This is a genomic window from Campylobacter sp. RM12654 (assembly GCF_020137585.1).
Classification (GTDB): domain Bacteria; phylum Campylobacterota; class Campylobacteria; order Campylobacterales; family Campylobacteraceae; genus Campylobacter_E.
On record NZ_JACGAR010000007.1, the window covers coordinates 45,221 to 67,743 of the forward strand.

The 22,523-nt window shown below is 27.4% G+C and carries 18 protein-coding genes, 1 other RNA gene and 1 pseudogene; 7 read left to right on the plus strand and 13 right to left on the minus strand.

Annotated features, from left to right (window positions below; all coding sequences use genetic code 11):
* Positions 1-19 precede the first annotated feature (19 nt).
* Genes mnmC through nadD form a run of 9 tightly spaced genes read right to left on the minus strand, consistent with a single transcriptional unit; the run spans position 20 to position 10,110 of the window.
* Positions 20-1,816: a bifunctional tRNA (5-methylaminomethyl-2-thiouridine)(34)-methyltransferase MnmD/FAD-dependent 5-carboxymethylaminomethyl-2-thiouridine(34) oxidoreductase MnmC gene (gene mnmC, locus AVBRAN12654_RS03680; RefSeq protein WP_336613966.1), complete on the minus strand. Its 1,797-nt coding sequence runs from the start codon at positions 1,814-1,816 to the stop codon at positions 20-22.
* Between the two features lie 9 nt (positions 1,817-1,825).
* Entirely contained in the window at positions 1,826-3,790 is a 1,965-nt protein-coding gene (locus AVBRAN12654_RS03685; RefSeq protein ID WP_336608561.1) for an N-acetylmuramoyl-L-alanine amidase family protein, read from the minus strand.
* A complete protein-coding gene (locus AVBRAN12654_RS03690; protein ID WP_214117573.1) occupies positions 3,783-4,883 on the minus strand; it encodes a nitronate monooxygenase in 1,101 nt (366 codons plus the stop codon). Before AVBRAN12654_RS03690 ends, AVBRAN12654_RS03685 begins: the two co-directional genes overlap by 8 nt.
* Positions 4,884-4,885: 2 nt before the next feature.
* Complete coding sequence (tyrS, locus tag AVBRAN12654_RS03695) at positions 4,886-6,091, minus strand: tyrosine--tRNA ligase (protein WP_214120370.1); 1,206 nt, start codon at positions 6,089-6,091, stop codon at positions 4,886-4,888.
* A gap of 9 nt (positions 6,092-6,100) precedes the next feature.
* The gene (locus AVBRAN12654_RS03700; RefSeq protein ID WP_336613967.1) at positions 6,101-8,272 is read right to left on the minus strand and encodes a RelA/SpoT family protein; all 2,172 of its coding nucleotides are present in this window, start codon (positions 8,270-8,272) and stop codon (positions 6,101-6,103) included.
* 4 nt (positions 8,273-8,276) lie between these two features.
* Complete coding sequence (locus tag AVBRAN12654_RS03705; RefSeq protein ID WP_214117576.1) at positions 8,277-8,489, minus strand: DNA-directed RNA polymerase subunit omega; 213 nt, start codon at positions 8,487-8,489, stop codon at positions 8,277-8,279.
* 14 nt (positions 8,490-8,503) lie between these two features.
* Entirely contained in the window at positions 8,504-9,214 is a 711-nt protein-coding gene (gene pyrH, locus AVBRAN12654_RS03710; protein ID WP_250325143.1) for a UMP kinase, read from the minus strand.
* A gap of 45 nt (positions 9,215-9,259) precedes the next feature.
* Positions 9,260-9,574 (minus strand): ribosome silencing factor, encoded by a 315-nt coding sequence (gene rsfS / locus AVBRAN12654_RS03715; protein WP_214117577.1) that lies wholly within the window; start codon positions 9,572-9,574, stop codon positions 9,260-9,262.
* Positions 9,574-10,110 (minus strand): nicotinate (nicotinamide) nucleotide adenylyltransferase, encoded by a 537-nt coding sequence (gene nadD, locus AVBRAN12654_RS03720; RefSeq protein ID WP_336612494.1) that lies wholly within the window; start codon positions 10,108-10,110, stop codon positions 9,574-9,576. Before nadD ends, rsfS begins: the two co-directional genes overlap by 1 nt.
* Positions 10,111-10,168: 58 nt before the next feature.
* On the opposite strand from nadD, the gene gap reads away from it, so the two are divergent.
* The 5 genes from gap to AVBRAN12654_RS03745 are packed head-to-tail and all read left to right on the plus strand — an operon-like array spanning position 10,169 to position 14,094.
* Complete coding sequence (gene gap, locus AVBRAN12654_RS03725) at positions 10,169-11,170, plus strand: type I glyceraldehyde-3-phosphate dehydrogenase (protein ID WP_214117579.1); 1,002 nt, start codon at positions 10,169-10,171, stop codon at positions 11,168-11,170.
* 1 nt (position 11,171) lies between these two features.
* Positions 11,172-12,365, plus strand: a complete 1,194-nt coding sequence (locus AVBRAN12654_RS03730) for a phosphoglycerate kinase (protein ID WP_336613968.1) — start codon at positions 11,172-11,174, stop codon at positions 12,363-12,365.
* Complete coding sequence (locus AVBRAN12654_RS03735) at positions 12,365-13,051, plus strand: triose-phosphate isomerase (RefSeq protein WP_214117581.1); 687 nt, start codon at positions 12,365-12,367, stop codon at positions 13,049-13,051. Before AVBRAN12654_RS03730 ends, AVBRAN12654_RS03735 begins: the two co-directional genes overlap by 1 nt.
* 1 nt (position 13,052) lies before the next feature.
* A complete protein-coding gene (locus AVBRAN12654_RS03740) occupies positions 13,053-13,724 on the plus strand; it encodes an aspartate/glutamate racemase family protein (RefSeq protein WP_336613969.1) in 672 nt (223 codons plus the stop codon).
* Position 13,725: 1 nt separating this feature from the next.
* A complete protein-coding gene (locus AVBRAN12654_RS03745) occupies positions 13,726-14,094 on the plus strand; it encodes a DUF1353 domain-containing protein (RefSeq protein ID WP_214117583.1) in 369 nt (122 codons plus the stop codon).
* Between the two features lie 1,185 nt (positions 14,095-15,279).
* On the opposite strand, the gene AVBRAN12654_RS03750 is transcribed toward AVBRAN12654_RS03745, so the two are convergent.
* Positions 15,280-15,504 (minus strand): hypothetical protein, encoded by a 225-nt coding sequence (locus AVBRAN12654_RS03750; protein WP_336613970.1) that lies wholly within the window; start codon positions 15,502-15,504, stop codon positions 15,280-15,282.
* A gap of 284 nt (positions 15,505-15,788) precedes the next feature.
* Between AVBRAN12654_RS03750 and AVBRAN12654_RS03755 the strand changes: the two genes are divergently transcribed.
* Positions 15,789-16,118, plus strand: a complete 330-nt coding sequence (locus tag AVBRAN12654_RS03755) for a hypothetical protein (RefSeq protein ID WP_336613971.1) — start codon at positions 15,789-15,791, stop codon at positions 16,116-16,118.
* 167 nt (positions 16,119-16,285) lie between these two features.
* Here the strand turns inward: AVBRAN12654_RS03755 and ssrA are convergent.
* From ssrA to rho, 3 genes and pseudogenes are all read right to left on the minus strand, one after another.
* Positions 16,286-16,637, minus strand: a transfer-messenger RNA (tmRNA) gene (gene ssrA, locus AVBRAN12654_RS03760).
* A 1,127-nt stretch (positions 16,638-17,764) separates the two neighbouring features.
* Positions 17,765-18,772 (minus strand): annotated as a pseudogene (gene dnaX / locus AVBRAN12654_RS09515) (DNA polymerase III subunit gamma/tau); the annotation flags it as partial.
* A complete protein-coding gene (rho, locus tag AVBRAN12654_RS03770; RefSeq protein ID WP_214118675.1) occupies positions 18,765-20,084 on the minus strand; it encodes a transcription termination factor Rho in 1,320 nt (439 codons plus the stop codon). The pseudogene dnaX and the gene rho, both read right to left, overlap by 8 nt.
* 87 nt (positions 20,085-20,171) lie before the next feature.
* Here rho and AVBRAN12654_RS03775 point away from each other — a divergent pair, with 87 nt between their 5' ends.
* Positions 20,172-22,511: a heavy metal translocating P-type ATPase gene (locus AVBRAN12654_RS03775; RefSeq protein WP_336613973.1), complete on the plus strand. Its 2,340-nt coding sequence runs from the start codon at positions 20,172-20,174 to the stop codon at positions 22,509-22,511.
* The last annotated feature ends 12 nt before the right edge of the window (positions 22,512-22,523 follow it).

A 22,523-nucleotide genomic window follows, 5' to 3' on the forward strand; every position in this document is an offset into this window, starting at 1 on the left:
AAATTAGAAATTTAAATTCCTAATCTTTAACTAAGCCTTTTTTTAAATCCCTTATTAAAAATCTAGCAGGATGAAGTGCGTGTTCGTATCTTTTAAACATTCCACTAGGTGTGTTGTTAAAATAACTAGCAATTAATCTTGCAGATGTTATCGCACTAGATAAACCCCTTGAACCATGAGCTGTATTTATAAAAATCCTACTTCTTGGAGAATTTACTTGCGGTTTATGTTTATCAAATTGTAAAGATTTATAAAGATTTTTATATTTTTCTTCATTAAAATAAGCTCCAACAATAGGAAATCTATCTGAAGAATAACTTCTATAACCAACCCTATTACCTATTACCAAATCACTAAAATCAGCTTTAAAAATTTCTTTAAAATTATTTATATTAATATCATCATACTCTCTACTTGCTTCAGCAATTAAGTTTCTATCATAAGTAGCACCTAATAAAATAATCCCATCTTTTGCTCCAGTTATATAAGCTTTTGAGCTAATTGGGTGCTTATATTTAATTTTGTTTTTTAGCCAAGTTGCCTGACCTCTTACTACTGATAATGGTAAATTACTAAAGATTTCTTTAGAATATGCACCACTAGCAAATATTACAGCATCAAAAATCATAGTCTTATTATCAAAATCAAGCTCAACTCTATCATAAAATTCTCTAAAACTATTTAGTTTATAATTTAAAAATATCCTAGTATTAGATTTTGCAAAAATTTTAGGAACTAATTTACAAGGTTCTAATGTCCCACCATCTTTTAAATATGCAAAATCAAAATGTAATTTAATTAATGGATTATCCTTTTGTAGTTTAAATCTTTCTTTTAGTTCATCAGTATATGCGTGCTCTAATATCCCTTCTAAGTTATAGCCTAATTTTTTATAAAATTTTGAGCTATGCCAAAACGAAAACTGACTAAATTCTCCTAACAAACTTGATGGATTTTGAATTAATGCTGTTAATAACCCTATTTTATTTCCGCTTCCTTCGTTTGCTAAAGTATGGCTTTGCTCAAATACACTAATAGTTTTACCTAACTTTGATAGTTCATAAGCTATTGTAGCGCCTGCAATACCACCACCAATAATTGCTATATTATTAACTTCTAAATAATTTTTATGAAAATATCCTTCTATATCATCTTGCAAATCTTTATGTTTTAATATAGCAAGAGTGCTTTCTCTTTTTATTCCCAAATTAATATCGTGTATTTCAAATCCTAATTCAATTAAAGATTTTTTAAAATCAGAATTTGAACTATAACTAACTAATTTACCAGTTAATTTTAATAGCTTTTTGACATATTTTAAAGTCTCTTTAGAAAACATTTCTTTATTTTTATTAGGAGAAAAACCATCAGCATATACAACATCAGCTAAAAAATCTAAATCTTTTAAAGCAATATTTACATCTTGAAATACCAAGTCAAGAACAACGCCATCAAATTCTATTCTATAAATTCCATCTTTGCAAGGTGGATAATCATTAATAAAATTATTATTTAACTCTATACCAAATTTATTACAAAAATATCTTATGTCATCAATACTTTGGTAATAATTTTCAATCGCTACATAATGGAGTTTTATGCCTAAATCAATAGCTCTTTTTGCGCTTAAAAAGAAATTTAAACCCAATCCAAAACCAAGTTCTAAAATGGTTAATTTATTAAATGCGTTACTAAAAGCATTATCTATATAAATTCCATTTCTTTCTTTTAAAGGTTCTTTTATGTTGTAATAAAAATCATCAAAATCTAAAGAAAAAATCTCATCATTTTTTAAAATCCAATTCGCCTTTTTCATAAAACTTCCTTATTTATTTTTAACAAAATAACTCTCAATTCCATTTACAATACCATTTACCAAATAATCCTGATAAGCACTATCTGCGATATTTTTACCTTCAATAGGATGTGATATATAGCCAACTTCAATCAAAACAGCAGGCATTAAAGCACCAACTAAAACCCAAAAAGGAGCTTCTTTTACGCCACCATCTCGCTTTAAATATCCCTTAGGTATATTATTTAAAATACCACCTTGTATATCAATAGCTAACTTATTAGATGAAATAATTTTTTCTCTATTTAAAAAATTCAAAAAAGTTTGTTTAGAAAAATAATTCATCTCTTCAATATCACTTTTATTTTCTATTGCAGCTGCGTTTTTACTTCTTTCGCTTCTAGCTGGAGAGAGAAAATATGTCTCAATTCCATATATTTTATCAAATTTTGTCTTATCCCCGATAGAATTTGCGTGAATACTTATAAATAAATCACTTTTTTTATCATTTGCCATTTTAGTTCTATCTCTTAGATTTATATAAACATCTTTTTTTCTTGTTAAAAATACTTTATACCCTTTGTTCTTTAGAGCTTTTTCTAATTTTAGAACTATTGATAGAGTAATGTTTTTCTCATATCTGCCAAAAGCAGTTGCACCTACATCTTTTCCACCATGACCTGCGTCTAAAGTAATTAATAAATTTGATTTTTTAAATCCAACTTCAACTTTTTCACTAATCTCATCAGTGCTTACTTCTAAAGAATTATTATTTATATTAAAAAATATTTTTTTAGTATTCTTAGAGTATAAAACCACTCTTACCTTTTTAGGATTAAATTGTAAAACACTAATAGAGTATGTTTTAAAATCATAATTTTTCCTACCACCATTTAAAACTGCGTCAAATTCTAAGATTTGATTGTTGCTATAGCTAAAAGTTTTAATATCATCATTTGATAAAGAGTTGTTTAAAGTCAATAAAACCCCATTATCTTTTTTAACGGCTTTTGTAATTGTTATAGGTTTTTTGTTTTTATCATTTGTAATATTATTTGTAGCATTATCATTACTATCTAGCTTCGTATTTATATTACTTTCTTGTTTGTTTTTATCGTTAGTAGTAGCATTTTTTACATTATTATTTACTTTAGTATTATTATCTAATTCTTTTTTATCTTCAACTAAAGATTTTTTTATTTGAGTAGTATTTTCTTGCTTATTTTGCTCTTGCAAATTACCATCTATAGTAATGAGTAAAACATTATTATCAATCTTATAATCTAATTTCAAATCAGATTTTGACCTTAATACAAATCTTACTTTTTCCGGATTAAATTGAACCAAACTTATTTCATAATTTTTATCTATGAAATTTTGTTTTCCTATATCTAAAGCAGCATTAAATTCCAATATTTTATTTTTTAATTCTTTTGTATTATAGATAATACTTTTTATATTATTATCAAAATCTCCTTTTAATGATATTTCTATTGTATTATTTGCCTTATTAATTTTAGTTATATAAGTTTTTTTTACTTCTTCTTGTTTTGTTTCTGGCTTATTTTGACTATTTATATTTTTAGAATTTAAAGTATTTGTTGTAGTTTTAGTATTTTGTGTTTTGGTATTTTGAGTATTAATTGATTTTTGCTCTTTAGCTATATCTTTAGTCTTTTTTGCATCAGTATTATTTATATTATTAAATGAAATCTTATTAGGATTAATACCTAAATCTTGTAATTCTTTTTGATATGTAGATGAGTCAAGTTTTAATGTTTTTGAACTTAAAATAATTCTTTTTAAAACTTCTTTTTTGGTATCAATATCATCAGAAATTATACTTTTAATATATATAGTTTTTAATCTCTGATGAATTGCTAATTGTTCTGTTTTGCTAGATAATAAAAAACTCTTATCAAAATTAACAAATTCTTCATTTAAACTACTAGCAAACAAAACAACGCTTAGTAATAATAGTAAGATTTTATTCATCTTCACCATTAACTAATTTTTCAATCAACTCTTTAACACTAATTAACTTATTTAATCTATATCCATTAGCACCTGTAAAAAATAATCCACTTTCCTTTTTTCCACTATAAGCATCATAAAGTCTTTCGGCAATACAATATCCTACCTTTTTAGCGCCCCTACCACGCTCACATGGTGCAACACAATTTGCTATACAAGAAATTTTAGGAGCAGTGCCTTCTTCTATCATTTTTTGAAGGTTTGTTCTAATACCACGAGCAGGATAACCAACAGGACTTTTTAGCAATTCTATATCTTCTTTTTTAGCATCTAATAATACTTGTTTAAATTCAAGTGCAGCATCACATTCATAAGTTCCTATAAATCTTGTTCCCATTTGAACCCCATTTGCACCTAAACTAATAGCATTTAAAATGTCATTTTTATTCCAAATTCCACCAGCTGCAATTAAAGGAATATTATCTCCCCATTCATTAAGTTCAGCTCTTACTTCAGGAATTAATTTTTCTAATTGATAATTTGGGTCTATACATTGCTCGTATGTAAATCCTTGATGACCACCACTTAAAGGCCCTTCAAGAACAACTGCATCAGGCAATCTATCGTATCTTTGAGTCCATCTTTTACAAATTATTTTAAGAGCTTTTGCTGATGATACAATAGGAATTAATGCAACATCAGGAAAGTCTTTAGTAAATTCTGGCAAATTTGTAGGTAATCCTGCACCACTAATAATTGCATTAAAACCGACATTGCAAGCGTCTTTTACTATTCTTTCATATTCGTTTGACGCGTGCATTATATTACAGCCTAATGGTGAGTCGTTGCAGATTTTTCTAGCATTAGTAATTACAGCATTAAGTCCTTTTGTAGAATAAAAATTCTCACTTCCATAAGGTTTGCCATTTAGTTCTTTGTTAATATGTGCTCTATTTTCATAAAACCCAGTTCCAACCGAACTAATAATACCTAAAGCTCCATTTAAACTAACATTACCAGCTAATTTATCCCAACTTATTCCAAGTCCCATACCTCCTTGAAATACCGGCACTTTTAATGTAAAATTTCTTATTTTTAATTCTGGTAAGCTCATTATTATCCTTTTATTATTACTTTTGCAAATTTTCTTTTTCCAACTTGAATTATAAATTCACCATTGCTTAATTTTAGTTGTTCATCGCTAATTTTTTCTCCATTAACACTTACAGAATTAGCTTTTATAGCTCTTCTTGCTTCACTGCCTGAACTTGCTAAATTAGTATCTTGCATTAGTTTTATAATCCATTGTTCTTCATTAAAATTAAACTCCGCAATATCACTTGGAATTTCATTTTTACTATGAATATTATCAAACTCATTTTTCGCATTAATTGCTAAATCTTTACCCCAAAATCTCTCAACTATTTCTAAAGCCAAATTTTCTTTAGCAACCTTTGGATGTAGAGTATTGTTTTTAATATTGTCAAAAATATCATTAATTTCTTTTGTTGTCTTAAAGCTTAAAAGATTGTAATATTCTTTCATTAATTCATCACTTATACTAAGTAATTTTGCATACATAGAATTTGGTTCTTCACTAACTCCGATATAATTACCCAAACTTTTACTCATTTTATTAACACCATCAAGACCTACTAAAAGTGGTAACATTATAATACCTTGCTCTTTACCTGTATTATAAGTTCTTTGTAATGTTCTACCCATTAATAAATTAAATTTTTGGTCAGTTCCACCCATTTCAATATCGCATTTTAATGCAACGCTATCATAACCTTGTAAAAGTGGATATAAAAATTCGCTAATTGATATAGGGCTTTGTTCTTTAAATCTTTTCGTAAAATCATCTCTCTCAAGCATTCTAGCTACACTAAAAGTTGATGTAAGTTCAACTATGCCAACTGCTCCTAGAGCATTAAGCCAAGTTGAATTAAATTTTAATTCAGTTTTTTCTTTATCTAAAATTTTAAAAACTTGCTCTTCATAGGTTTTTGCATTTTTTAAAACTTCTTCCTTGCTTAATTGTTTTCTAGTAGCACTTTTGCCTGTTGGATCACCTATTTGAGCAGTGAAATCTCCTATTAGGAATTGAACTATAGCACCATGATTTTGTAAAAATCTCATTTTGTTTAAAATAACACTATGACCTAAATGTAAATCAGGTGCAGTTGGGTCAAATCCAGCTTTTACATAAAATACTTCGCCCTTTTCATAGTAATTTTTAATCAAATTCTTAATTTTTTCTAAATCAATAAATTCTGATACACCGCGTTCTAAATCATTATAAATTTCATTCAAATTCATCTTTATCCTTTATTCACTATAAGCGTCTTTTAATGATATAAACTCATAGATTTTACATTTTGTTTTGATTTTTTCTTTTGCTATTTCTATATTTTGATTATCAGGTACTTCAAAAACTATTTCAAAATACTCCAATAAACTATCAGCATTTTTTGTAATATTAATACTATTAACATTGATTTGTAGTTTTAGTAATTCTGTTAATAATGCTAATAATGTGCCTTTTTTATTCTCTAAAGAAAAAATCATTTTATAATTTTTAGGAGCATGCTTAGACCATTTAATTAGCACCATTTCTTCTTTAGAATCTTCCATTAATTTACTTGCTCTTTCACATAATTTATTATGAATTGTAACAGAATGATTATGTTTAAAAGCAACTATATCATCACCTCTTTTTGGGTTACAACAATAATCAAAATCCACATTATTTATTTTGTAGTTTGAATATACAACAAGATTTTCTATTCTTTGTTTTTTTAAATCATAATTTTTAACTAGCCAAATTCTTTTTGAATATTTTTTAAGACTATCTATAACCTTACTTAAAGTAATATTATCTGTAGTGCATTTTTTAACATTTTTTGATAGTTTTTCATTTGCAATCCAAGTATTTATCTTCTCTTCATCAGCACTAAAAATAGTTTGCAAAATTCTTAACCCAGCTTTTTGGTCTATACTTGAAATTCTTTGCTTGCAATGTGATTTAATCATAGCTTTGGCTCTAGCAGTAACTACACTATCAAGCCAAGAGCATCTTGGTTTTGCGTTATCATCTATCTCAATTCTTACAATATCCCCATTTTTAAGACTTGTAAGCAATGGAGATTTTACTCTGTTTATATAAGCATGACTTGCTTTAAGACCAATTTGTGAATGAACTTCAAAAGCAAAATCAAGAGCAGTCGAACCTCTAGGTAATGTAAAAATCTCTCCTTTTGGAGAATAAACTGCAATATCTTCAACATATAAACTATCTTTTGCGTATTCATAAAATGCCAAATCATTGTCTTTTTCTTCTAAAGAACTATTGGTTGCTATATCATTTACCCAATCAGCTTTATAGTCTTCTTTATCATTTTTATATTTCCAATGTGCTGCAATTCCAAGTTCTGCAGTTTCGTGCATTTTATATGTTCTAATTTGTGCTTCTATTATTGATTGTGCGTCAAATAAAGTAGTATGGATTGTTTGGTAACCATTTTGCTTAGGTAAGGCAATATAGTCTTTAAATCTTGAAGCAAGTGGATTGAAATGCACATGTAAAAGCCCTAAAACTATATAACAATCTTTAACATCTTTTACTAAAATTCTAATCCCCAATAAATCGAGCACTTCTTCAATACTAACGCCTTTTCTTTGCATTTTTAAAAAAATAGAATATACATGTTTTATTCTTTTTTCTATTTTAAAATCTACATCTTCAATATATCCGTTATCACGCATTAAATTAATTATTTTTTCAATAAAATCATTTAATGTTAATTGTAATTGCACATTATTTGCCTTTAAATAATCTGCTATTTCTTTAAATTCTACTGGCATTAGATATTTAAAGCTCAAATCTTCTAAGTAATTTTTAATACTAGAAATTCCTAACCTATGTGCAATTGGTGCATATACCATTAGAGTTTCTTCAGCTATTCTTTTTTGTTTTGCTTCTCTTAACGCATCAAGAGTTAGCATATTATGCAATCTATCACATAATTTAACAAGCAATACCCTACTATCTTCAATACTAACCATTAGCATATTTCTAAAAGTCATTGCTGATTTTCTAAGTTTTTCGTTTGATTCTGAACTAGCTAAATTATCTCCCCTAATCTCAACTATTTTAGTCATACCTTCAACTAAAATACCCACAGAATGTCCGAACATTTTTACAAGTTCTTCCTGAGTGCATTCGGTATCTTCTACAACATCGTGCAAAAGTGCTGCTAAAATCATACTTTCATCTTTTGAAAAGAAAGCTACAAAACACGCAACTAAAATAGGATGAATAGAATAAGGTTCTCCACTTTTTCTAAATTGTCCTTCATGTGATTTTATACAAAAATCTAAAGCTTTTTCAAGCATAGGAGTGCTTGAAAAAAGTGAATACAATAATTCCCGTGCTTTATTTAAATCATTACAATGCTTAATGTCTTCTAATAATGTTTCAAAACTTAGAATATTTTTCATTTTTTTATTCGTTTATTACACCATCAAATATAATTTTTTCTTCAGCAACTTCTAACATTGCTATATCAGTAAATTTCATTTTTCCTTTTTCAACCTTTACTAAAGGTTCAGCACCATCACTTAATTCTCTAGCTCTTTTAGCTACTATTAAAGATAGAATATATCTATCATTTCCTACTTTTTCTAATGCTTTTGCTGCTACTTGTTCAGTTCTCATTTTATTCCTTTTAATTAATTTTTTACGATTGAGCAATTGCTAAAATCATCTTTAATAATTTTTAAAATATTACCTTCTTCAAACATATTGCAAACTACTATTGGTAATTTATTATCCTTAGCAAGTGCTATTGCTGTATCGTCCATTACCTTAATATCATCACCCATAGCAAGTTCGTAACTTAATTCATTATATCTTTTTGCATCTTCAAATTTCATAGGGTCTTTATCATATACACCATTAACTTTTGTTGCTTTAATAATCATTTCAGCATTAATTTCAATAGCTCTTAAAACTGCTGCAGTATCAGTAGTAAAAAATGGATTACCTGTTCCTGCTGCAAAAATTACAACTCTGCCTTTTTCTAAATGTCTTTGCGCTCTTCTCATAATATAAGTTTCGCAAAAAGCTTCCATTTGAATAGCACTCTGAACTCTTACACTAATTCCACAACCTTCTAACGCTTCTTGCATAGCAATTGAGTTTATCACGGTAGATAACATTCCCATATGATCGCCACTAACACGCTTAATTATCCCATCTTTAGCAGCACTAACTCCACGAATAATATTACCACCACCAATAACAATTCCTACTTGAGTTCCAGCATCTACTAATTGTTTAATTTGTCCTGCAATAAACTTTAAAATATGAGTATCTATTCCAAAGCCTTGCTTACCAGCCAAAGCTTCACCTGAAAACTTAATTAAAATTCTTTTAGCCATAATGATTTCTCCTTAATTGATAAACGCGATACTACAAAAAAATTTTTAACGCTTAAACTCAAGTAAGAATTTTTCAATCTGATATCTATCTCTATAAGCAGGGCTCATTAAATGAATTAAACAATCTCCTAAATCAAGAACACTCCAATCATCAGTGCATTCTTCATAATAAACTTTACTATTATGTTTTTTTAACAATTCTTTAATATCTTCAATTATTGCAAAAGATTGTTTAGTAGAAATCATAGTTGCAATAATTACTTCATCTACAAAATATTCACTTCCTTTAATATTAATCAACTCAACATTCTCTGCTTTTTTTTCATCTAAAAGCTTAATAATATCTTCATTTCTATTCATTACTTTCCTTTATAAAATTCTTTTACTTCATCTTTAATTTTAGGATTTACTTTTTCCAAAATCAAATTATTTCTTATAAAACTTGAAGAAATATCTTCATTTATTTCAAGTCTTAAATAATTATCTGGTATAAAAATATTATCCCTACTAGCTATAACAAAAATGACATTTTTAGATAATTCATCAAAATTATGCCATTTATGTAAAGTTTTTAAATGATCAGCTCCTATTATAAAATAAATTAAGCTAGAATTTAGTAAATTTTTAAAATACATAACACTCTTAAAACTAGGAACTGGCTCATTTTGAGATATTTCATAATCACTTATTAATAATTTATCACTTTCAACAAACACACTCTTTAGCCATTTTAATCTAAGTTCTGGACTAGCATTAAAATTATTTTTAAATAAACTAATATATGTTGGCAATATTATTAATTTATCAATATCTAATGTATCTAAAGCTGCTTTTACTACTTTTTCATGACCTAAATGAACTGGGTCAAAACTACCACCAAAAATTGCTATTTTCAAAATCTCTTAACCTTTTTTTATTAGTATTATCTCAAATTTTTTAAATAAAGGGTTAAAAATGGGAGTAAATGTAGCGATTAATGGATTTGGTAGGATTGGTAGATGTCTTAGTAGAATAATTCTTAATGAAAACAAAATGAATTTAGTAGCAATAAATTGCTCGTGGGATATGAAAAGTATTAAATACCTTCTAAAATACGATAGTGTTCATGGGAATTTCAATCAAGAAATTGACAATGATGGAGAAGATATTTTAATAGTAGGAAATAAAAGAATTCAAATAATTAGAAGTAGAGAAATTGAAAATATTGATTTTGCTAAATATGGAGCTAGTTTAGTTTTTGAATGCACGGGAGCATTTTTAACACAAGAAAAAACTAAAGCATATTTAGACAATGGTATTAAACAAGTAATTATGTCAGCACCACCAAAAGATAATACACCTATGTTTGTAATGGATGTAAATCACACTAAATATAACGGCGAAGCTATTATTTCAAATGCAAGTTGCACAACAAACTGCCTTGCACCAATGGCAAAAGTTTTAGATGAGAATTTCGGTATTAAAAAAGCTTTAATGAATACAATTCACGCATATACAGCAACTCAAGAACTATGTGATACAAAATGCCCTAAAGACATTAGAAGGGGTCGCGCAGCAGCACTAAATCTAGTCCCATCAAGCACAGGTGCAGCAAAATCAATAGGTAAAGTTATACCTAACCTTTTAGGTAAAGTTGATGGTCAAAGTGTTAGAACTAGCTTAGCAAATGTATCAATGCTTGATTTAACTTTATTGTTAGATAAAAAAACTACAAAAGATGAAATAAATGAAACTTTTATAAAAGCAAGTAAAACAATGAATGAAATTCTAGCAATTGATTACGATTGCTGCGTTTCAAGTGATTTTTGCACTAGCACTTATGGATGTATATTTGTCCCTGATTTAACTCAAATAATTGATGAAGATTTTGTAAAAGTTCTAGCTTGGTATGATAATGAATACGGATATTCATATCAATTAAATAGATTAGCTCAATATATTAGCAAGGAGAAATAATATGCCTTTAATTTCCATAAAAGATGTAGATTTAGTAAATAAATGTGTTTTTATTAGATGTGATTTTAATGTCCCACAAGATGAATTTGGAAACATTAGTGATGATAGAAGAATAAAATCTGCAATTCCAACTATTAAATATTGCCTTGACAATGATGCTAGAGTGATTCTTGCAAGTCATTTGGGCAGACCAAAAGAAATAAGTGATAAACATTCTTTAAAGCCAGTTGCAAAAAGATTATCAAAACTTCTTGGAACTGAAGTTATAATGGCAAACGATATAATCGGAGAAGATGCTCAAAATAAAGCTAAAAACTTAAAAAAAGGTGAAATTTTACTACTAGAGAATTTAAGATTTATAAAAGGTGAAACAAAAAACGATGAAGATTTGGCTAAGAGTTTAGCTTCAATGTGTGATGTGTATTGTAATGATGCTTTTGGAGTTTGTCATAGAGCACATTCAAGTGTAGAAGCAATTACTAGATTTGCAAAAGAAATTTGCGCTGGGTTTTTATTGCAAAAAGAATTTAATTTCGCACAAGATTTATTAAAATCTCCTGCTAGACCTTTTGTTGCTGTTGTTGGTGGTAGTAAAGTTAGTGGAAAATTACAAGCTTTACACAATCTACTTCCTAAAGTTGATAAGATAATAATTGGTGGCGGAATGGCTTTTACTTTCCTTAAAGCAAACGGATTAAATATAGGAAATTCAATTGTAGAAGAAGAACTAATTGAAGATGCTAAACAAATTATGCAAACTGCAAAAGAACTAGGCGTTAAGTTATATTTACCTGTTGATGTTCTTGCTGCACAAAGCTTTTCAAATGATAGTGTAGTAAAGAAAGTAAGCGTTCAAGAAATACCAAATGGTTGGATGGGGCTTGATATTGGACCTGCTAGCTCAATTTTATTTAAAGAAATTTTAAGTGATGCTCAAACTATATGGTGGAATGGACCTATGGGGGTATTTGAGTTTGATAAATTCTCAAAAGGTAGCTTTAAAATGAGCCATTATATAAGCGATTCTTATGCTACTAGCGTTGCTGGTGGTGGAGACACTGCTGATGTTATTAATCGTGCAGGAGATGCTGATGATTTTAGTTTTATCTCTACTGGCGGTGGTGCTAGTTTAGAACTAATTGAAGGTAAGGAATTACCTGCTATAAAACCACTTATATTAAAGGAAGAATATTAATGATAATTGCCGCAAATTTTAAATGTAATCATACTAGAAAAGGTTTTGCTGAATACGCTAAAAAACTTAATGCTTATTTAAGATTTAGTGATTTTACTAATCTTGAAGTAATTGTAGCTCCAAGTGCAACTTCATTTATTGATAGTGAATTTAGTTTCATTCAAGCTGCCCAAAATATATATCCAACTCATAGTGGAGCTTTTACTGGAGAAATTGGACTAGATCATTTGCTAGAATTTGGAATTAAAACAATTATTTTAGGACATTGTGAAAGAAGAAATTTAGGCGAAACAGATGAATTTCTAGCAAAAAAATTTGAATTTTGCGCTGAAAATGATTTAAAAATTATTTATTGCATAGGAGAAGATTACTCTACTTACGAACAAAATAAAAGCATAGATTTTTTAAACAAACAACTAAATAAAATAGATTTACAATATGATAAACTAATATTAGCTTATGAGCCAATTTATAGTATTGGTAAAAGTGCTGCAAAATTAGAAGATATTGAAAATATTATGAGCTTTTTACGCTCAAAAACTAAGCAAAGTATTTTATATGGTGGTAGTGTAAATTCTAGCAATATCGCTGATATTAAAAGACTTTGCGATGGAGTTTTGGTAGGTGGAGCTAGTCTTAATGTAGATGGTTTTATAGACTTAATCAATGCCGCAATAAGAGGTTAATATGATAGGCCTAATCGGTGGGATGAGCTATGCTAGCACAATAACTTATTATAAATTAATAAATGAATTTAGCCAAGCTCATCACAATTCTTTATCTCGTGCAAAGATTTTAATATCAAGCGTAGATTTTGATGAGATTGAAGAACTTCAACACAATAACGAATGGCAAAAAGCAGGAGAATTATTAAATAAAGAAGCAAAAAGATTAGAAAAGGCTGGAGCAAACATAATTGCACTTTGTACAAATACTATGCATAAAATTGCAAATGATTTGCAAAAAGATTTAAAAGCTAGATTTATTCATATAGCCCATTCAAGCCTTAAAGAATTAAATCATAATAATATAAAAAATATTTTATTACTAGGCACTAAATACACTATGCAAGAAGACTTTTATAAAAAAGATTTAAAAGGAATAAATGTAATTACCCCAAATAATAGTGATATAAATACTATTAATGATATTATTTTCAATGAACTTTGCTTTAATGTTATCAAACAAAATAGTAAAGAAACTTTCATAAATATTATAAATAAGCATAATGTTGAAGGAATTTTATTAGCTTGCACTGAAATTGCACTATTAATTAACGAAAATGATTTTAAAAATATAAAAGTCTTTGATACAACATATATTCATGCAAAAGATATATTTTTGCAGTCTTTAGAGTAAAATGACAAGAGTTGTAGTAAAACCAATAGATAAAAATAAATTTGAATTAGCTTTTGAATATAAATATGAAAGCAAAAATCAAACCATCATAATACCAAAGGGATTTGTTACAAATGGAGCAAATATACCTAGAATATTTTGGAGTTTCTTTCCACCAAATTCTCCAGAATACTTATCAGCAGTAGTAATTCATGATTTTTTATGTCTTCAAGCTAAAAAAAGTAAAAAATACCAAGACGCTGTTTTAGCTGATGAAATTTTTAAAGAAGCTCTTAGAACTTTGCAAGTGGCAAATTACAAAATTAAAATATTTTATTTTTCTTGTAAAATATATCACTTATATAAAAAATACTTAGGATTTTATAGGTAATAAAATATTAAATACAAAAACTACATACTATAATTCAATAGTTTTCATTCGTTAAAATTTTAATACTTAAGTAAATAATATAAATCAAGATTTAATATAAAAGTTCTGATTTGCTTATGTAGTCGTAGTTTTAGCAATATTAAAAAAATTATTGTGTTATAAATTGTGCTAAATTGTGCTAAAAAATCTAAAAAAATAATTTTTGTAAAGATTAAAGTTTTCAATACAAAACATAAATCCATCAAAAAAAAGCAAAAATATTTTTTAGAAAAATTAGAATTTTTAAAAAAATCCTAAAGAATTGTCTAAAAACCTAGCAAAAATCGGCGAAAACACTTATTTTTAAAGATGAAAAACCCAAAAAATAAAAAATTTTCCTTTCGGTGGGGGAGGCGGCGAATTTTTAAAAGCGTAAAAAAATCTGATGTGGCGAGTTTATAAAATATGCTTTTAAATTAACAAAAACATATCTAAAATCGTTTTAGATATAAAATTAGTATCTTAAGTATGTTTTAGTAAAGATTTTTGATTTTAAGCGTAATTTTGAAAGATTTTAATAAGTTCGTGAAACTGCACGGCGAGTTTCACTAAATCTCTTTAAGCTTTTGCTAAGCCGTGCTAGTTTATAATTTTCAAGAGTTATTTTTAAAAGGTGTTTTACTTAAAGTTTTTTAAAGCTTTAAGTAAAGCGATTAGTAAAACGATTAAAATAATATATTCTATCATTCTACCAATTTTAAGTTTTTTCAAACATAAAACTATTAGCTTTTTGATTTTAAGCGTAATTTTGTAAGATTTTAAGAAAGTTGTGAAACTGCACGGCGAGTTTCACGATTGTTTTCTCTTTAAGCTAAAGCTAAGCCGTGCAAGTTTATAATATTTTCAATGGTTTTTAAAGTTTGCTTTTACTTAAAGTTTTTAAGAGCTTTAAGTAAAAGCAATTGTTAAAACTAAAAGAATAATTAATTCTCCCATTTTAACACCTTCCCACCGCAAAAACTCAACTACTGATATCCTTTATTCTCAATAGTTTTAGCTTTAATAAATGCTTAAAGGTAGCGATATTTTACCATATTTTCCTTAAAAAAATTTAAATAATTAATCGTTTGTTAATTTTTTTGTGGTATGTGTTGTGGCGAATTTAAATTCTTAAAAAATAAAAGAATTTAAATTCAGGAATTAGGATTATTTTTTATCAAACGCAAAAGCTTGTGAAAAAGCATTTTTTATATTATCTAACAATAATGCCTTTTCATAATTATCTAACCAAGATTTTATCCAAGTCGGAGCGTTTTTATCGTTTCTACTCCAGCTATAAATTGCGTCTTTCGTAAGTCCTGTTAAATCAGCAAATTCGCTAACATTCAAACCTAATTTTTTTAATCTGTCATTAAATTCTTTTCCTGTCATTTTTACTCCTTTTTTTTGATTGCAAGTGTATATTAGCATATATTTGTAAAAAATACAATATATTTTGTAAAATATTTAGTATTTTAAGTTTAATTTAAGAATATTATGTTACATTTCGTTTGTATTTGTAAAAAATACTTAAAGAATTGTAATATTTACAAATATATACCAACGAAAGGAGACTAACCAAATGCCATAAAAAACAAAAAAAAAGATTTTAAAACGGATAAAAAACAAGTTGCTTTAAAAAGCCAAAAAACCAAAAAAAATTAAAAGGATAAAAAATGATAGATTTAAATATGAGTTTAGAAGACTTCTTAAACGAAGTTGCAAGGGTTATAGTTAGCGAGTTAAAAGATAAGGATTTCTATAATTTAAGTTTAGAAGCACAAATGCTCTTAATTGCTTATAAGCAAGATAATTTCAGTGCTTATGATTTTCAAGAAAAACACAACCTTTTGCTAAAACACATATTATTTAGAGAACAAATTTCAGAAGATGAGTTCGTAAAGCTTTACGATGATGAAATGTTTTTAGAAGAGATAAGCACTCTTTCTAAAAACACCAACTTAAAAGAGATTTTAATATCTCATTGCAAAAGGCTTTTTGCTTAAGAGCCTTTTAGCCCTTGTTACGAGCAAGGGCTTTTATTTTAAATAAAAATTATAAATAAAAGGATAAAAAATGAAAAACTTATTAAAAATAATACATATTATATAAATTAAATTAGTTTTTATAGATATCTAATTAGTTTTAGAACAAAGAATGGAAAAAATAAGAATGGTGGAGCTGTGGAGATTTGAACTCCAGTCCAAAACTAGCTCAAAACCAGCGTCTACATGCTTAGTAGGCTGCTTAAATTCATTTTTACCAAGTGCAGCTTACGACTTTAGCAAAAACTAAGGCTTTTATTTTATTTAAAGTCTAGCCAAAACTTTAAACTAGCTTGAATGATGACCCGCTAATGCTATTACAAGCTTTAAGCATCGCAGGGCTCAACTGAACTTACGCAGCGTAAGCGTAAGCAGGAGCTAATTCTTTTTTGTTTGCGTTTAATTTTAATTTAGCGTTTAACGTAGCAACACGGCATGCAGCTAATCCCTTACTAATCCTGTCGAAACCTAGTCAGCCCCAAGAAAAGTAAAGTCGTGATTATATCAAATTAACATTATTTTTCAAGGTCTATTTTCACTTAAAGGCCCTAAAGCATTTGTAATTAAATCTAATTTTTTCCTAATTTCTAATTGTTCTTTACTTAACTTTAAATGCTCTATTTCTAAATTTATATTTTTTTCTTCAATATTTTCAGGCTCTATTACAAATTTAGATAATTCTAATTCGCCTAAATGCCTAGATATATTAAAATCTTGTTCTCTATTAAATTCATTAGCCTTATTTTCTAAATCAATACTACTTTGAAAATCTGGCTCTATTACAAATTTAGATAATTCTAATTCGCCTAAATGCCTAGATATATTAAAATCTTGCTCTTTATTAAACTCATTAGGTTTAGTTTCTAACGAAGTTTTTTTTTATCTAGCTCTGCATTGATTATTTTTGCATTTTTAGTTTTAAAAAACGCACTACATTTAGCTAAAACATTTTTAATATTATCTCTTAAAATAGCCTTTTCTTTCTCATTATAAGGCGGCATTACATGTAATTCTAAAGTATCATTTTCTATTTTAATTTTTACTAATGATTCAAATAAAATATTTTGAAGTTCAGGTTCGTATTGTTCTAAAATCTCATCTGGTATTTCATAAATATTATCTTCATCTTCAAAAGCCATATTAGAATCTAAAAAATCATCGCTTTGATATTCAGGATATTTAATCTCTTCTTCATAAGTATTATAATTATTTTGAAATTCTTGTTTCAAATTCTTACTTGAATTATTTTCAAAATTAGTATTATTTATTTTAGGATAATTACTTTCTTCTTTTATTGCTTCATTTTTTACATTTTGTTTCGTTAAATCGCTAATTAAAACTAATTTTGCATCATTAAAGATACTAGCAAATACATTCTTTACAACGCTTGTGTAATATTGTTTAAAATACTGCTTATCTTCTTCATTTTTAGGGTTGATTTTAATACAAAACTCACTACCATCAAAACTTACAAAAGAAGCACATTCTTTAAATATTTCTCCTAATTTATAATCTCTTTTAGCAATCATAGTTACAAAATTTAAGTAATCTTGCTCGTTTTTATTTATATTTTCTACTTTTAAATCTTCATCTATACTTTTTAATTTTGTAGCGTCTTTTAGCATAAATGCTAAAATGTATAAAATAAATTCATCATCATCGCTAATCTTTGTCATATTTTTAGCCTTTGCTAAAATATGAAAAAATCTATCGTATAAAATTAAAGAAAAACTTGGATTTTTATTAGCAAAACTATCTTTTAAAAAAGAACTCATCTCATCAATTACCACATTTGCTTCATAAGATTTAGCAAGTTCTAAAAACCTAAAAATACCATTATCATTTGAGCTTAAAACATCAGCAAAAAATTGCTTTATAATATTTGGCTCTATTAAGCCTAGCATTAAAGCTATGCTTTCTTTATTAAGTTTTCTTTGAGAATAAATTATGCCTTGCTCTAATAAAGTAAGACTATCTCTTAAAGACCCGCCACCGCTTCTTGCAATAAGAGTTAAAGCTTCTTTTTCATAAGGAATTTGCTCATTTGCTAATATAAATTCCATTCTACTCACAATATCTTGTAAAGGAATTTTTTTAAATCTAAAATGTAAAACCCTACTTAAAATAGTAGCTGGCAATTTATGCACATCAGTTGTTGCTAAAATAAATTTAACATGACTAGGTGGTTCTTCAAGTGTTTTTAAAAGCGCATTAAAAGCTTCACGAGTAAGCATATGCACTTCATCAATTATAAAAATCTTAAATCTTGAATGAAGTGGTGCGTATTTTGTATTTTCTATTAAATCTTGAATACTATCAATACCACGATTACTAGCCGCATCAAGCTCATAAATATCTATTCCATCATTACTAACGCAACTAGCACACATTCCGCAAGGTTTTGAGCTAATCCCACGCTCACAATTTAGTGCTTTTGCTAATATCCTAGCAGAGCTAGTCTTTCCACTCCCGCGAAGACCAGAAAAAAGATAAGCATTAGCTATATTTTTACTATCTAGTGCATATTTTAAACTCTTACTAACAGCACTTTGTCCTACTAAATCATCGTAATTTTTTGGACGATATTTAAGTGATAAATTTTGCATATTATTCATTTAATCCTGACAATAATTCTTCATTATTTTGAGTTTTTAGCATTTTTGCATATAAAAATTTAAGCGCTTCTACATCTTCCATAGAATTCATAGCTGAACGAATTGCCCAAATCTTAGGTAAGTTAATTGGCCCTTGTAATAATTCTTCTTTTCTCGTTCCACTCTTTGTAATATTTATAGCTGGATATATTCTTCTATCTGAAATATTTCTATCAAGAACGATTTCGCTATTTCCTGTTCCTTTAAATTCTTCAAAAATCACATCATCCATTCTTGAACCCGTATCAATTAAAGCAGTTGCAACTATTGTTAAGCTTCCACCATGCTCAATATTTCTAGCAGCTCCAAAAAATCTTTTTGGCTTATGAAGTGCATTTGCATCAACACCACCGCTTAAAACCTTACCACTACTAGGAGTTGCAGTATTATAAGCACGAGCAAGTCTTGTGATACTATCAAGTAAGATTATTACATCTTTACCCATTTCTACTAAACGCTTAGCTTTTTCAATCACAAGTTCAGCCACACGCACATGATTTAATGCAGGTTGATCAAATGTAGAGCTAAAAACTTCACCTTTTACACATCTTTGCATATCAGTTACTTCTTCAGGTCGCTCATCAATTAAAAGCACTATTAGTTGGCTTTCAGGATGATTTTTAGCAATTGCAGTTGCTAATTCTTTCATTAATTCAGTTTTTCCTGTTCTAGGTGGTGCTACTATTAATCCACGCTGACCTTTTCCAATAGGTGTGAATAAATCAAGCACCCTACCCGTTAGCTTTAAAGGGTCGTATTCAAGTTGTAATTTTTCTGTTGGAAAAATTGGAGTTAAGTTATCAAATAAAGCTCTTTTTTTAGCTTCTGCTAAAGGCAAATAATTAATCGCTTCAATTTTCAAAAGTGCATAATATTTTTCTTGTTCTCTTGGCTCTCTTACTTGACCTGTTACGATATCACCCACTCTTAAAGCAAATTTTTTAATCTGTGAATTACTAACATAAGCATCGTTTGCACTATCACTTAAATTCGCATCCATAGCTCTTAAAAAGCCGTAACCTTCTTGGTTAATCTCTAAAATACCTGTAAAGAGTATAAAACCACCTTTTTTTGTTTGAGCTTTTAATATTTCAAACATTAGCTCTTGTCTTCTAAATTCCATCGGATTTTCAACACCAGCTTCGTTTGCGATTTCTATTAGTTTTTCAAGAGTTAGTAGTTTTAATTCTTCTATTTTATATCCATCTACTGGAATATGCTTTTTTTGATTTTTTTTATCTTGCTTTTGTTCTGTTTGTATATCTTTATCCATTGATTTCCTTATTTGTAAAAAACGAAGTATTAAAAATTATTTTATAAATTAAAAATAAAATTGTCAATAAAATTAAAGGAAATTATCTTGAAGTGCTCTCATTGTAAAATAGATTTTGATAAAAATAGTATGATTTTTCAAGGCAATAACGCATTTTGCTGTAATGGTTGTAAAAATGTTTTTAATCTCATAAACGAAAATAATTTAGAAGATTTTTATAAAAATGCTTCAAATTTATCTAAAATTAATGAGCAAATTTCTTATGATGAGAACTCTTTTTTCATAGAAAAAGAAAATAATTATGAAAAAATTTTAATTTTAATAGATAATTTACATTGCGCAGCTTGTGTATGGCTTATTGAAAAAATGCTGCTTAAAAATGAAGGCGTATTAGAAATTAATATAAATTATCAAACAAAAAGAGCAAGTATAGAATATAATCCTAATAAAACTAAAGCAAAAGATATATTAAACATAATAATATCTCTAGGCTATATCCCACTAGCTTACAATCCAAATACAACAATGAAAGCTAAAAGAACTCATATTGAGTTTTATTCAAAACTAATTGTAGCAATTGCTTGTGTTATGAATATTATGTGGCTTAGTATCGCAAGATATGCTGGGTATTTTTCTAGTATGGAGCAAAGCGTTCAAGATATTATTAATTTTGCAGAATTTGTTTTATGCACTCCTGTGCTTTTTTATAGTGCTTCATCTATGTTTAAGAGCGCAATTTCTGCTTTAAAAAATAAGATTTTAAATATGGATTGTCTAGTTACTTTTGGGGCTAGTTTAGTTTATATTTATAGTATTTATGCTATGTTTGCAAGACTTTCTTATGTGTATTTTGATAGCGTAGCTATGATAATTTGCTTTGTTTTTATAGGTAGATTTTTAGAACAATTATCATATAAACAAGCTTTAGAAAATATTGATTTTTTAAGTGATTTATTAAACGCTAGTGTAAATATTGTTAAAAATGACAAAATAGAAAAAATAAGCGTTACTAAAATAAAAAAAGATGATGTAATTAGAGTGTTTTTAGGGGATAAAATCTTAATAGATGGTACTTGTAAAAGCTTACAAGCTAGATTAAATCTAAGTGCTATTACAGGCGAGAGTGAATTAGTTGATGTTAAGCAAGGAGATTTTATAAAAAGTGCTAGCGTGGTTGAATGTGCTAGTTTTGATTACATAGCAAATTGCACTTTTCAAGATAGCTATATTAATAAACTTGCAAAATTACTAAATAAAACCAAAAAATCAAACCTAGAAAAACTAACTGATAAAATTGGTGTTTATTTTTGTTATGCAATTTTTAGTATTGCGTTTTTGTGCTTTTTATATAATATGAGCGATATTCAAGAAGCAATTATTAGAAGCGTTAGTTTATTAATTATTGCTTGTCCTTGTGCTCTTGCACTTAGTGCTCCTGTTGGAAATCTTTTGTGCTTACACGAAGCTTTAAAGCTTAAAGTATTATTTAAAAACTCAAATTATATTGAAAATCTTAGTAAAATTGACATAGCTGTATTTGACAAAACTGGGGTTTTAACAAAATCAAAATTAGAATTGTTAAGCCAAATAAATCTAAATGATTATGAAAAAAGCATTTTAAAAGCAATTTTAGATAAAAACAATCACTTCATAGCAAGTTCGCTAAATGAATATATAAAAGATACTAAGCCTAGTTTAAAAGACTTTAAACTCACGCAATTAAGCGGCTTAGGAGTGATTGCAGAATTTGAAAATGATAAATACTATCTAGGCTCTGCAAAATTATTAAATAGTCATAATATTAATGCAAATTCTAAAAACGAAACTGAAATGTTTTTTGCTAAAAATGATGAGATTTTAGAGCATTTTGTATTTTCTAATCAATTAAATGATGATGCTTTAGAACTAATAAATTATTTTAAAAAGCAAAATATAAAAGTAATAATGCTATCAGGAGATAAGCAAAAGCCTTGCGAAAAAATAGCAAAAGAACTACAAATTGATGATTTATACAGTGAATGCTTGCCCGAAGATAAGCTTAAAATAATTCAAAATCTTAGTAAAAATAATAAAGTCTTAATGGTAGGTGATGGCATAAATGACGCACTAGCTTTAAAATTAGCATTAGTATCAATTAGCTTTAAAAACGCTACTAATTTAGCCCTTAATTCAAGTGATATAATTATGCTTGATAATAAATTAATAGGCATTAAAAACTCTCATTTATTAGCAAAAAGAACTTATAGACTAATAAAAACAAACCTAGCATTAAGCTTTTTATACAATATAATTAGTATTCCACTAGCTTTTATGGGGCTTATAAATCCATTAATTGCTAGCATTTTTATGTCGCTTAGCTCAATTTGTGTGATACTTAATTCTATAAGAATTAAAAATTATGCTAAAAAAATAAAGAATTTAAAATAAGATTTAAATTCT